This is a genomic window from Georgenia soli, assembly GCF_002563695.1.
GTDB lineage: Bacteria > Actinomycetota > Actinomycetes > Actinomycetales > Actinomycetaceae > Georgenia > Georgenia soli.
Genome location: NZ_PDJI01000004.1, coordinates 1129912 through 1142622 on the forward strand (window position 1 = coordinate 1129912; position 12711 = coordinate 1142622).

A 12711-nucleotide genomic window follows, 5' to 3' on the forward strand; every position below is an offset into this window, starting at 1 on the left:
CGTCAGCGGGTCTGCACGGCTGGGACCTGGCCCCACACCGCCCGCGCCCCGCTCTCCCCCACCCGGTACACCTGGAACAGCGCCGCCAGGGCGGCGAGGACGGCGAGGACGGCCAGCACGGTCACGAGCGCCCCTCCGCGGCGTGCCGGCTCGCCGGGCGCGGCGCCGGGGCGCGGGTGGGCGGCGGGGGCGCGCACGCCCCGTGCCGCGGCCCCGGGTCCGGGTGAGCTCCCCGGAAGGGGCGAGAGCCCCGGACGGGGTGAGGCCGCCGCGGCGCGGCGCTCGGCGAGGAGGAGCAGCCAGACGAGGAGCAGGAGGGGCAGGGCGAACCACAGCAGCTCGCCGCCGAGGGCCTGGTGGTCCCCGGCGGGCGGACCGACCCGGCGCATCAGGGCCTCGCCGGTGCGCGTGGCCACGGGGACCAGCGCCGTCGCGAGGAGGGCGACGAGCCCGACGAGCTCCCCGTAGCGCCGGCGCCAGGCGGGGACGACGGCGATCGCGATCGTGCCCAGGGCGGCGGCCGGCAGCAGGACGACCACCGCGTGGACCACGAGGGGGTGGAGGGGCAGACCGTCGATCAGGTCGAACATCCCGGGCTCCTTCGTCGCGCCGTCGCAGGGAGGTACGGCGCCGACGGCCCCGGGGATTGCCCTGCTACGCGTCCTGGGTGGCGAACTGGGTCTCGTAGAGCTCGGCGTAGAGCCCGCCGAGGGCCAGCAGCTCGGCGTGGGTGCCCTGCTCCACCACCCGGCCGGCGTCCACGACGGCGATCGAGTCGGCCTTCCGCACGGTGGAGAGGCGGTGCGCGATGACGATGGAGGTCCGGCCCTCCATCGCCGTGTCGAGGGCGAGCTGCACGGCGGCCTCGGACTCGGAGTCCAGGTGCGCCGTCGCCTCGTCGAGGACGACCACGCGCGGCGAGCGCAGCAGCAGCCGCGCGATCGCTACCCGCTGCTTCTCCCCGCCGGAGAGCCGGTGCCCGCGGTCTCCGACGACGGTGTCGAGCCCGTCGGGCAGCCGGCGCACCAGCGGCTCGACGTTCGCGGCACGCAGGGCTGCGAACAGCTCCTCGTCGCTCGCGTCCGGCCTCGCGTAGAGCAGGTTCGCGCGCACGGTGTCGTGGAAGAGGTGGGCGTCCTGGGTGACCACGCCCACGGCCGCGTGGAGGCTGGCCTGCCGGACCCGGCGCACGTCGAGGCCGCCGACGCGGACGACGCCGGCGGTGGGGTCGTACAGCCGCGCCACCATCGTGGACAGCGTCGTCTTGCCGGCACCGGACGGGCCGACGAGGGCCAGCATCGAGCCGGGCTCCACGCGCAGCGAGATGCCCTTGAGGACCTCCTCGTCGGGACGGCGCAGCACCGGCCCCGCCCCGCCGTCCGGCTCCTCCGGACCGTCCTCGTGCCCGATCCTGCCGTTCCCACCCTCGGGACTGCGGGCCGCGCCGTCGTGCGGACCCCCCGTAGCTGTCCGGGTGCCCGCGGACGGCAGACCCTCCAGGGAGGCCAGCGACACCTGGCCCGCAGCCGGGTAGGAGAAGTGCACGTCGTCGAGCTCGACGGACAGAGGCCCCGGGGGCAGGTCGACGGCGTCGGGGGCGTCGGTGATGAGAGGCTCGAGGTCGAGCACCTCGAAGACGCGCTCGAAGCTGACGAGCGCGCTCATCACGTCCACCTGGACGTTGCTCAGGGCTGTGACAGGCCCGTAGAGACGCCCGAGCAGGCCGGCGAAGGCGACGAGCGTCCCGACGGTGACCACGCCGTCGATGGCGAGCAGGCCGCCGAAGCCGTAGACGAGCGCCGTGGCGAGGGAGGCCATGGCGCCGAGCGCCGCGAAGAAGACCCGGCTGCTCATCGCGGTGCGGATGCCGATCTCCCGGACCGCGGCGGCCCGCTCGGCGAACTCGGCCTCCTCGCGCTCGGGCGCCCCGAAGAGCTTGACCAGGAGGGCGCCACCGACGTTGAACCGCTCGGTCATCCGGTTGCCGAGCTCGGCGTTGAGCTCCATGCCGCGACGGTTGAGCCCTGCGAGGCGGCGCCCCACACGCCGTGCCGGGAGCAGCAGCAGCGGCACGACCGTCAGCGCGAGGAGGGTGATCTCCCAGGAGAGCGCGAGCATCGTCGCCAGGACCACGACGACCGAGATGACGTTCGAGACCACCCCGGACAGGGTCGACGTGAAGGCCCGCTGGGCGCCGATGACGTCGGAGTTCAGCCGGGTGACGAGGGAGCCGGTCTGGCTGCGGGTGAAGAAGGCGACGGACTGGCGCTGGACGTGGGCGAAGACGTCGGTGCGCAGGTCGTAGATCAGGCCTTCCCCGATGCGCGCGGAGAACCACCGCTGGACCAGCGTGAGCACGGCCTCCCCGACCGCGACCAGCGCCACCAGGGACGCCAGGACCACGACGAGGCGGCGGTCGCCGTGGGCAACGCCGTCGTCGATGATCCGCTGCAGCAGCAACGGGGTGGCCACCACGAGCAGCGCCGCGACCACCACCAGGAGGAGGAACCACGCGATCTGCACCCGGTAGGGCCGGGCGTAGCCGAGCACGCGCCGGGTGGTCCCGGGTGTGAGGCGGTGGTCCTTGACCGAGGAGTCCTGGCGCAGCGTGCGCCCGTAGCCCCCAGGGCCGCCCATCCCCCCGTGCATCCCACCCATCGACATGTCAGCGATCTTCGCACTTTCACGGCCCTGCCCGCGGTCCCGGCCGCTCGGCAGGGTGGGCCCGGGGCGCGACGTCCGCCTCCCTTTCACTCTCCAGACCACCTTCGCGAGGGAGACCGCCGCCCTACCGTGGGCCCAGCACCGGCAGACCTCCCCCATCCCGCGGAGAACGATGTTGCGGACGCGGCTCCTGACGACGCGGGCCCTCGTGGCTCCGCTCGTCGCCTGCGCCCTCCTCGTCGCGGTGATCACACGCGGGAGCACGGGACGGCGGTCCGCCGGAGCGGCCGAGGCCTCAGGGATGCCGTCGTCGGCGCCGACGACGACGACGGAGGCTGGTGCGTCGCGCCCGGCGACGGCGCAGGACCGGGTGAGGGCGGCGTCTGCCTCGACAGCACCGCGCCGCTCGGTGATCTCACGGCTGCCGGTCCGGGCGCTCGGCGCCCTTGCCGGGCAGGCCACCCTGGCTCTCGGCAGCCTGCTCCTGCAGGCGACCGCGAGCCGCGAGCTCGGCGCGGCGGGCTTCGGGACCTTCGCGCTGCTCTTCGGCGCGGTCGTCATGGCGACGGCGCTGACCACCGGACTGATCGGCGACTCCCTCACGGTGCTGGACAGGCACGACCCCGCCGTCCGGGCCGCCCTGTTCCGTCTCGCCTGGACGATCGTCGCTGCTCTGGCCCTCCTCGGTCTTGCGCTGGCCCTCGTGACGCTGCCGGCCGGCACCGCGGTGCTCTTCGCCCTGGCCCTGGCGGCGTTCGTCGCGGCGGACCTCGGGCGACGCCTGCTGATGGCGAACCTGCGGTTCTGGAGCCTCGTGCTCATCGACTCGGCCGGGCTGCTCGCCATGCTCGGGCTCCTCGGCGCCGCCAGCCTGGCCGGTCCCCTGCGACTCGGACACTTCCTCGCCGCGCTGGCCGTCGGTCAGGTGATCGCCGGGCTGCTCGCGCTGGTGCGGCTCCCCGCCCGCGAGCGCGCACTCCCAGCCCCGGGCTGGGGCGACTGGCGGGCCGTGCTGGGCTACGGGTCGTGGCGCGCGACGCAGCAGTTCGTCCGGCCGGCGATGCTGAACGTCGCACGGTCGGTGGTGCTCGTCGCCGCCGGGGCCGCGGCCGTGGGCTCCCTGGAGGCGGCCCGGGTGTTCGTGGCGCCCGCGATGCTGCTGGTCCAGGGCTTCGGGTCCTACCTCTTCTCCTCCTACGCGGCCGACCGGGCCACCGGGGCGCGTGCGCTGCTCCGCCGTGCCGACCGGGCCGCCGCCGTCATGCTCGTCGGTTCCGTGCTCGTCGCGGGGGCGACGGCGCTGCTCCTGCCCCGCCTGGGAGGCCTGCTCACCGCGGACCGGTTCGAGCTGAGCATGGTGGCCGCCCTCGGCTGGGCCTGCTACGCCGCGTCGTGCGCGGCGATCCTGCCCTACGGCAGCCTCGCGGCCGTGCAGGGCAGGCAGCAGTGGGTGCTGCTGATCCGGGTGGCCGACTCGGCGCTGGCCCTGCTCCTGGTCGTCGTCGCCCTCATGGCCGCGGGCGTGGCGACGCACTGGATGCCCTGGCTGCTCTCGGTCGGGTCCTTCGTCGGCGGGGTGCTGTGCCGGCAGCTGCTGCTGCGCCCGCACGCCCGCCTCGCGGGTCCGCGCCGCGCGGGAGCGGCGCCATGACGCAGGCGACCCGGTTGTCGCCGCCGATCCCTGCCCCCGGGCCGGAGACGCGCCGCGCGGGCGGGGTGCCCGGCGCACCCGGTCCGGCAGTGCTTGGCGCGGCCGAGCCCGGCCCGACGGTGCGGACCCTGACGCTCCGGCCGTTCCCGCTCTTCCTCACCTGCCTGCTGCTCGTCGTCTCGGCGGTGCCGTGGCGCAAGGGGTCCTTCTACTCCGGGGGTGTGGACGCCGTCGTCGTCGCCAAGGCGGCACTGACGGTGATCGCGGTCGTCATCACGCTGCTGATGCGCCGCCCCCCGGGCGCCTGGAGCCGGATGCGTGCCGCACCGGTGCTCTGGCTCGGGACCTACCTGCTGATCTCCGTCGTCGGCGGGGTGCTCAACGCCGACGGCCTGCCGGCCGTCGTGCTGGCGGCGCGGCTGGCGCTCCTGGCGTTCGCCCTGGTGATGATCACCGTCAGCCACCCCTGGCACGCCGTCGTCAGCTCGCTGAGCAGCGCCATGCTGCTGCTGGCCGGCTTCGGGTCGCTGACGGGCCTGGGGTCCCTCGCGGAGACGGGACGCCTCTACGGGGGCATCCCGCCGCTGAACGCCAACGAGATCTGCCTGCTGGTCAGCGTGCCCGTGATCGTGCTGTTCTGGAAGTCGGTCCACGGCACCGCGTCGCGCCTGGAGTTCTTCGCGCTCGGGCCGCTGCTCGCCGTGATCTGGCTGACCGGTGCACGGACCGGCTTCACCGTGCTGGTTGTGGTGCTGGTGCTGCTCGTCCTCCTCGCCCCGCGGGTGCCTCCCCGGGTCGTCGCCGGGATCGCCGCGACGGTGCCGGTGGCGCTCGCCGTCACGTTTCTCACCCCGTACGTCGCCGCGTTCGCCGGGCGCGGCGATCTGGCGGGCGTCACCACGCTCAACTCGCGCACCGTGGCGTGGCGCGCCGCGTTCGACTACAACGACACCCTGTCCGAGATGCTGGTCGGCAGCGGCCTCGCCCTGAAGAAGATCCCGGTCACCGCCCTGTACCGCGACGAGCAGATGCTGGACAGCACGTGGGTGTCCGCGATGCTCCAGGTCGGCTACCTCGGCATGGTCGTCCTGCTGCTGTTCGTGCTCGCCACCATCGTGCGCGCCTTCCGGCTGTCGCAGCCGGAGCGCCTGCTGGTGGCCGCGCCGGCCCTGCTGGTGTCGATCGTGAGCGTTCTCGAGAGCGGCATGTTCGACACCGCCCCCGCCTTCATCGTCTTCTTCACCATGTCCATGCTCGCCCACCGGATCGTGGACCGGCCTAGCGGGACTCGACGTGGGACCCGGACTGCGGCCGGCCCTGCGGCCGGACCCGCGCCCGGACCTGCGGGCTGAGATGCGCCTGCGGCCGGACCGGTGACCCGGCGTCCGGCGCTCGTGACTCCGGTTCCCGCTCCGGCTCGGGCAGTCGCTTCGGCTCCAGAAGCTGCTCCGGCTCGGGCGGCTGCTCGGCGGGCTGTGACCTCCGGCCGGCCGATCGCCCGCCGGCCGCCCCGCACCCCGCCAGCTCGGCGCGTGGTCCCTCGCGGTCCACGGCGAGGTACGAGCGCCTGGCCCGGCGGGACATCCTCACGGCGAACAGCACCGTCCCGAGCAGAGGCACCCGGGCCTCGCGCACCTTCTCCAGGCACGCCGCGAGGTGGTCCCTCGTGGTGGTGCCGGAACGGACCACCAGCACCAGGCCGTCGAGGGCCCGCGCCAGCACGATCGCGTCCGTGGCCGCGATCATGGGGTCGGAGTCGTAGATGACGACGTCGAAGCGTGACCGGAGCTCGGCCACGAGGCCCGCCATCGCCTGCGAGCCGAGCAGCGCCACCGGGTCGGGGGGCAGGGACCCGGCGGGGAGGATGCTGAGCGTCCCGTCCTGCCAGGGCACGAGCGCCTGGTCGAGGTCGACGTCGCCGACCAGCACGTCCGTGAGGCCGACCGAGCCCTCGACCCCGAACAGGCGGGTGACGGCCGGGCGTCGCAGGCCGGAGTCCACGAGGCACACCTCGGCGCCGGCCAGGGCCCAGCTGATCGCCAGGTTGCCGGCGACGGTCGTCCCGCCGTGCCCCGGCATCGGCGAGCTCACGACGAAGTGGCGGAGCTCGTGGTCGACGTCCGCCAGGTTCAGCGCGCTCCTGATGGTGCGGTACTGCTCCGCCGCCGCCGTCCGGTAGTCCAGCGCGACGAGGGGCGCGGCCCGCGCCTCTCGTGAGGCGACCGTGGGACCGAGCGGAGAGACGTCGGTGATCGCGCGGACGTCCTCAGCTGTCTTGAGCCGCCGGTCGAGCACGTGCCTCAGCAGCGCGAGCACGACGCCGAGCGCGGCGCCTGCGACGACGCCAAGGAGCAGATTGAGCATCCCGCGCGGCGAGGAGGGCTCGGCGGGCACCTCGGCCTCCTGGGTCAGGGTGACCTTGACCGCCGACGAGGCCAGACCGCGCGGGGTCTCGAGCTCCTCGATCATCACCCCCAGCTGCCGGGACATCTCGTCGGCGATGTCGGCGGCCTGCCGCGGGTCGTGGTCCTCGACGGACACCTGGAGCAGGACGCTGTCGGCCGGGCTGGTCACCTCCACCATCTGCCGGAGTGCGCGCGGCGAGACGTCGAGGTCGAGCTCGTCGATGACGGCCTGCAGGACCTGCGGGCTCCGGCTCAGCGCCGAGTAGGAGGCCATGCGCTGCACCGTGAACTGCGATCCCTGGAAGATCTCGCCCGACCCCGTGGCCTCCGCGTCAGCGACCGTGACGAAGGAGGTGGCGGTAGCGGTGTACTTCTTCTGCGAGACCAGGTTGAGCGCGAGCGCGACGAGCAGCCCGACGAGGATCATGGACACCCAGATCCGCCAGCGTCTCTGCAGAAGGACCACGTACTCCGCGAAGGACATACCGGTTCCCGCTCTCGTCGGTCGACTCTGACCACGTCGAGGCTAACGTGGGCAGCTGGGCCGCGGAGCGGGATTGCCGGGCACGGTTCCGGCCGGACTTCCCCGGCTCAACAGCCCACGGCCGCGGGCACCGCCGGGGCACCATCGACGGATGGAGCCGTACACGGTGCGCCGGGAGGACGACTTCGACTTCACCTCCGACGAGTACGAGGACCTGTACAACCGTGCGGGCGCGACGCCGTTCCAGCACGGCCGGTGGCTCACCACCCTCTACGAGACCCTCGCTCCTCGGCGAGGCGCGCGGAAGCTGGTCGTCACCGTGCGCGACGACCGGGGCAGGCTCGTGCTGGCGCTCCCGATGGTGCGTCGTCGGGAGGGCCCCCTGCGGCTGCTTGAGCTCGCCGACCTCGGGGTGAACGACTACGCGGCACCGCTGCTCGACCCGCAGCATGCCGCGCTGCTCGCCGGGGACGGGCTGGCACGGCGGGTCCGCTCCGCCCTCGGCGGGTTCGACCTGCTGCGGATCGAGCGTGTCGTCGACTCCCCCGACCCGTTCCTCGCCGTGCTCGCCGGGGCGCGGGCGAAACGGCACGCCTACAGCACGCACCTCATCGAGCTGGCCGGCACGGTCGAGGAGTGGCGCGCCGGCCTGCCCCCTCCGTTCGCCCGGCACCTGGAGCGCAAGTACAAGCGCCTGCGCCCCAAGGGCGAACGCCGGCTCCGCGTCGTCACCGACCCGGCCGAGGTGGGGCCGGCCATGGACCGGCTGCGCCGCTTCCGCGCCGCCCGGTTCGCGGAGCGGCGCGGCACCGACCTGGTCCAGGAGGAGGACTTCTACGCGTTCTACTGCGCGGCCGCACGGCACAGCGTGCGCGGCGGTCCCGGGCGTCTCGTCGTGCTGGAGGTCGGCGGCGAGGCGGTCGCGGTGGCGTTCGACCTGGTCGACGGCACGGGAGAGCTGTTCCTGCTCGTCGGCTACGACGTGGAGCGGCTGCGCAACTACTCGCTCGGGCTGCTGATCGTCGACGAGCTGGTGCGCGACGCGATCGGCCAGGGACGGCGGTACTTCGACCTCACCGTGGGCGACGAGCCGTACAAGGCCGACTTCGGCGCGCGTCCCAGGCCCCTGTTCGAGATCCGGGTCGCCCGCACGCCGTTGGGCGTGGCGGGGATGCTCGCCCGCGACGGTTACCTCCTGACGCGCCGCACGGCGAAGCGTGCGGTGCTGGCGTACGAGGAGCGCCGTCGGAGCCCGGGACCGGGTGAGGGCTGAGCCACGGCCGCCGCCAGGGATGCGTCCGCAGGGCATCCGCACGGTGCCGCCGTCTCCCCCGACCGCCTCGAGGGAGGCTGGCGGGATGGACGCGTGGGCCGCAACGCCTCGCAGGGTCCCGGCCACCGGCCGTGGATGCGCAGGTGGGCGGTGCCCGTCGTGCTCGCGCTGCTCCTCGGGTCCGTCGGTGTCGTCCTGGCGCTGACGAGCGCCGACCCTTCCACCACGCCCGCGGCGGACGGCGGCGTCCGGGTGCCCGGGGCGCCCCGAGAGGTCCGGACTCTCCACGTCTCCCCCGACGGCGACGACGACGGGGCCGACGGGACCGCTGAGCGGCCGCTCCGTACCATCGGGGCCGCCGTTAGAGCCTCCGACGACGGCGACACGGTCGTGGTCCATGCCGGCACCTACCGGGAGTCGCTCAAGATCGAGGGCCGGCCCGGCCTGAGGCTGGTCGCGGCGCCGGGCGAGGAGGTGTGGCTGGACGGCTCCGTCGTCGTCACCGACTGGGTCCGGGACGGCGCCGGGTGGGTCTCGGGAGGCTGGACCGCCGAGTTCGACAGCAGCCCGACCTACAGCTGGGGGAAGCCGGACAACGACAGGCCGGGCTGGGGCTTCCTCGACCCGAAGCATCCGATGGCCGCGCACCCGGACCAGGTCTGGGTCGACGGCGAGCGCCAGGCCCAGGTGGGGTCGCGGGCCGAGGTGCGGCCCGGGACGTTCTACGTCGACACCGGCCGCGACGAGCTGGTCCTCGGCACCGACCCCGGCGGACGCACTGTCACGGCCAGCACCGAGGCCCGGGCTCTGCGTGTCCGCAGCGCAGGGATGCTGGTGCGCGGCATCGGCGTCCGGAACTACGCGCCGTCCGTCCCGCACATGGGCGCGGTCACCGTCGAGGCCCCGGACGTGACGTTCGAGGACGTCACGGTGACGGGCAGCGCGACGACCGCCGTGCACGTGCTCAGCACCGGCGTGAAGCTGCAGGACATGGTCCTGGAGAACAGCGGGATGATGGGCCTGAGCGCCACAGAGGCGGACGGCCTGGAGCTCGTGCGGGTCACCGCCCGCGGCAACAACGCGGAACGGTTCAACCACTCCCCCGCGGCGGGCGGCGCGAAGATCGGGCGCTCGGCGGGGGTCGTGGTCCGGGACAGCGTCTTCGAGGGCAACCTGGCGAACGGGTTGTGGTTCGACGAGTCCGTGCACGACATCCAGCTGCTGCGCACCCGGGTGCTCGACAACGTCGGCCACGGCGTCTCGGTCGAGCTCTCCGGCCGGGCGACCATCGCGGGCAACGTCATCGCGCGCAACCAGCGGAACGGTCTGAAGCTCACCGACACGGAGGACGTGCAGGTGTGGAACAACACCTTCGCGGACAACAACAGGTCGATCAACGTCGTGCAGGACGACCGGGACATCCGCGCGAGGGGAAGCTACAGCGACCCGGACTCGCCGCTGACCTGGCGGACCCAGACCGTGGCCATCCGCAACAACGTCATCGCCCACACGGGCACCGCCCCGCTGACGTCCCGCGAGAAGCAGCCGCGGACGTGCCTGCTGTGCGTCGAGGACTTCAGCGGCCGCTGGACCGCGGCCGAGATGGACGTGACGGCTCTGGGCAACGTGTACCAGCGGCCGGACGCCGACTCACCCCGGTGGCTCGTCGTGTGGGCCCGCCGGGACAAGGACCCGTACGTCTTCCGGGACGTGCCACAGTTTCGCGAGACCGCACTGCAGGAGCAGACCGGCGTCGAGCTCACCGGCCCTTCCGTGCTGACGGAGGACCTCGGCCTCCGCCCGGGGCTGGAGCGGCTGTCCGGCACGGTCGCGCAGCCCCTCCCCGAGGACGTCGCCCAGCAGGTCGGCCAGCCGGCAGGCAGCCGGCACCTGGGCGCCTGGACCAGCTGATCGGCCGGCTCTCCGGCCCTCGCGGCAGGCCCGGCGGGCTCGGCGGAGTCGATGCGAGAGAATCAATTTCGGAGCGCGCCCCCACGGCGTCGGCATCGCCCTAGGCTTTTCGTTATCAATTCGTTATTGAACCGTCCGCTCAAGCAGTGTGAACGGTGCGGCGGGCCGGGTCTCCTGGCTCGGGGGGCCGCTCGTCGGGGGCCACTGTCTGTCTCGCCCCTCCCGAGATCGGAACCTCTCATGACGAAGCAGTCTGCTGCGCTCCACGTCGCCCTCGTCGGAACCCGCGGGGTGCCCGCACGGTACGGCGGGTTCGAGACCTGCGTGGAGGAGGTCGGCTCACGCCTCGCCTCCCGTGGCCACCGGGTCGTCGTCTACTGCCGGAGCACCGGCGACGAGACGGTCCGCGAGCGCCACGACGGGATGGAGCTCGTCCACCTGCCGGCCCTGCACCGGCGCTCGCTGGAGACCGTCAGCCACACCGGCCTCTCCGTCGCGCACCTGGCACGCCATCGCACCGACGTGGCCGTCGTCTTCAACGCCGCCAACGCGCCGTGGCTGCCCGCGATCAGAGCGAGCAACATCCCGGTGGCCACCCACGTCGACGGCCTCGAGTGGCTGCGGAGCAAGTGGGGGCCCTCCGGACGGCGCTACTACCGGGCGGCCGAGGCCCTCGCGGTCCGCTGGTCCGACGCGGTCATCGCCGACGCGCCCGGCATCGCCGACTACTACCTCGCGGAGTTCGGCGCCCGGACCGAGCTGATCTCCTACGGGGCACCGATCATCCGACCGGGTCACGACCGGCTGGAGGAGCTGGGACTCACGCTGCGCGGCTACCACCTCGTCGTCGCGCGGTTCGAGCCGGAGAACCACGTCCACACGATCCTGGAGGGCTACCGCCGCAGAGCCGCCCGGCTTCCCCTCGTCGTCGTCGGCTCCGCCCCGTACGCCGACCGGTACACGGCGCACCTGCACCGGCTCGGCGACGACCGCGTCAGGTTCCTCGGCGGGGTGTGGGACCACGACCTCCTCGACCAGCTGTACGCGGGCTGCTACTCCTACGCCCACGGCCACTCGGTCGGCGGCACGAACCCGTCCCTGCTGCGGGCGATCGGCGCCGGGGCACCGTGCCTGGCGTTCGACGTCTCCTTCAACCGGGACGTCCTCGGTGACACCGGCAGCTACTTCCGCAGCGGCGCCGACGTCCGGGAGGCGCTCGAACGGGCGGAGCAGGACCCGGCCGGGCAGCGGGCCCGCGGGGAGGCCACCCGCGAGCGAGCGCGGACGTACAGCTGGGACGACGTCGCCGACAGCTACGAGGAGCTGTGCCGGCGCCTCGTCGCCGGCCCGCTCTCCCCGCGGCCCTCCGGGCGTCGGCGGCCCGGGCTCGGGCGGCCCGCCGTCACGAGCTCAGGCCTGCCACGTCGCGATACCACTTCGGCAGCGCCAGGACGAGGTAGCCGGCCGTCCCGAGCATGAGGACGCCGTAGGCGACGAGGAAGACCTCCGGCCAGGCGAGCGTGAGGAAGACGAGGCAGAGGACGCCGTAGTCCGTCGGCAGGGCCAGCAGGGACCGGACGACCGAGGGACGGGAGCGCTCCGACGACGCCAGCGCCGGTCCGCCCGGGCGCCGCAGGCGGTCGGTGAGGATGAACCCGAAGAACCACACCGCGTCGAACGCGCTGAAGCTCAGAGGGACGAGCAGGAGCAGATCCGTCGGCAGCTCGGCGAAGCGGTACAGGGAGACCAGCACCGACAGGTGGATCGTCGCCGTCTTGGCGCAGTCGACCACATGGTCGAGCCACTCCCCCGCCGGCGTCCCGCCGCCGAGCAGCCGGGCCAGCTGACCGTCCGCAGAGTCCAGGGCGTAGCCGAGGACCAGCAGGACGGCGACCGTCACCGACGTCGCGGGCGTGGGCCGCACCAGCACCACGAGGGCGATGCCGGTGAAGGTGAGCAGCGCGCTGACGCCGGTCACCTGGTTGGGGGTCATCCCCAGCCGGTGCGCCGCCGCGGCGAAGATCCGCCCCAGCGGCCTGTTGACCAGACGTGAGTAGAGCGGGGCGCCGCGGTTGGACTTCTGCGCCGCCCGCAGCGAGCGGACGGACTCGGTGAACGTCGTGGAGGTCCTCTGGGCCATGGTTGCTCCTCGTGCCGCCCGGCGCGCCGCACGCCGTGGCCCGTAACGGTAGGCGGGCACCCGCGCGGGCGGAGCGGATTGCCGGGCGACGCCGGACGTCGCGGCCCGACGTGCGGAGATGTTGCGGTCCGGTGCGGGGTGCCGGCACGGGCCCCGAACCGGCATGCCGCGAGGGTGGTCTCA

The 12711-nt window shown here is 73.7% G+C and carries 9 protein-coding genes; 5 read left to right on the forward strand and 4 right to left on the reverse strand.

The window, feature by feature from the left end:
• Window positions 1-2: 2 nt before the first annotated feature.
• Together ATJ97_RS06420 and ATJ97_RS06425 are read right to left on the reverse strand one after the other, a co-directional pair.
• Window positions 3-590 carry a DUF2231 domain-containing protein gene (locus ATJ97_RS06420; RefSeq protein ID WP_098483026.1) on the reverse strand — a complete coding sequence of 196 codons (588 nt, stop codon included), beginning with the start codon at window positions 588-590 and terminating at the stop codon, window positions 3-5.
• Window positions 591-654: 64 nt separating this feature from the next.
• The gene (locus ATJ97_RS06425; protein WP_245862205.1) at window positions 655-2664 is read right to left on the reverse strand and encodes an ABC transporter ATP-binding protein; all 2010 of its coding nucleotides are present in this window, start codon (window positions 2662-2664) and stop codon (window positions 655-657) included.
• A gap of 172 nt (window positions 2665-2836) precedes the next feature.
• On the opposite strand from ATJ97_RS06425, the gene ATJ97_RS06430 reads away from it, so the two are divergent.
• Both ATJ97_RS06430 and ATJ97_RS06435 read left to right on the forward strand, forming a co-directional pair.
• Window positions 2837-4315, forward strand: a complete 1479-nt coding sequence (locus tag ATJ97_RS06430) for a hypothetical protein (RefSeq protein WP_098483028.1) — start codon at window positions 2837-2839, stop codon at window positions 4313-4315.
• The gene (locus ATJ97_RS06435; RefSeq protein WP_143426888.1) at window positions 4312-5667 is read left to right on the forward strand and encodes an O-antigen ligase family protein; all 1356 of its coding nucleotides are present in this window, start codon (window positions 4312-4314) and stop codon (window positions 5665-5667) included. The genes ATJ97_RS06430 and ATJ97_RS06435 overlap by 4 nt, the downstream gene beginning before the upstream one ends.
• On the opposite strand, the gene ATJ97_RS06440 is transcribed toward ATJ97_RS06435, so the two are convergent.
• On the reverse strand, window positions 5594-7204 hold the full coding sequence (locus ATJ97_RS06440) for a polysaccharide biosynthesis tyrosine autokinase (RefSeq protein ID WP_098483030.1): 1611 nt from the start codon (window positions 7202-7204) through the stop codon (window positions 5594-5596). The genes ATJ97_RS06435 and ATJ97_RS06440 overlap by 74 nt on opposite strands.
• Before the next feature lie 151 nt (window positions 7205-7355).
• On the opposite strand from ATJ97_RS06440, the gene ATJ97_RS06445 reads away from it, so the two are divergent.
• The 3 genes from ATJ97_RS06445 to ATJ97_RS06455 all read left to right on the forward strand — a co-directional run bounded on the left by ATJ97_RS06445 (window position 7356) and on the right by ATJ97_RS06455 (window position 11867).
• Complete coding sequence (locus ATJ97_RS06445) at window positions 7356-8477, forward strand: GNAT family N-acetyltransferase (protein WP_098483031.1); 1122 nt, start codon at window positions 7356-7358, stop codon at window positions 8475-8477.
• 150 nt (window positions 8478-8627) lie between these two features.
• Window positions 8628-10388: a right-handed parallel beta-helix repeat-containing protein gene (locus tag ATJ97_RS06450; protein ID WP_170037165.1), complete on the forward strand. Its 1761-nt coding sequence runs from the start codon at window positions 8628-8630 to the stop codon at window positions 10386-10388.
• Window positions 10389-10628: 240 nt separating this feature from the next.
• Entirely contained in the window at window positions 10629-11867 is a 1239-nt protein-coding gene (locus ATJ97_RS06455) for a DUF1972 domain-containing protein (protein WP_098483033.1), read from the forward strand.
• On the opposite strand, the gene ATJ97_RS06460 is transcribed toward ATJ97_RS06455, so the two are convergent.
• Window positions 11791-12528, reverse strand: a complete 738-nt coding sequence (locus ATJ97_RS06460; protein ID WP_098483034.1) for a CDP-alcohol phosphatidyltransferase family protein — start codon at window positions 12526-12528, stop codon at window positions 11791-11793. The two genes, ATJ97_RS06455 and ATJ97_RS06460, sit on opposite strands and share 77 nt — an antisense overlap.
• Window positions 12529-12711: the final 183 nt, after the last annotated feature.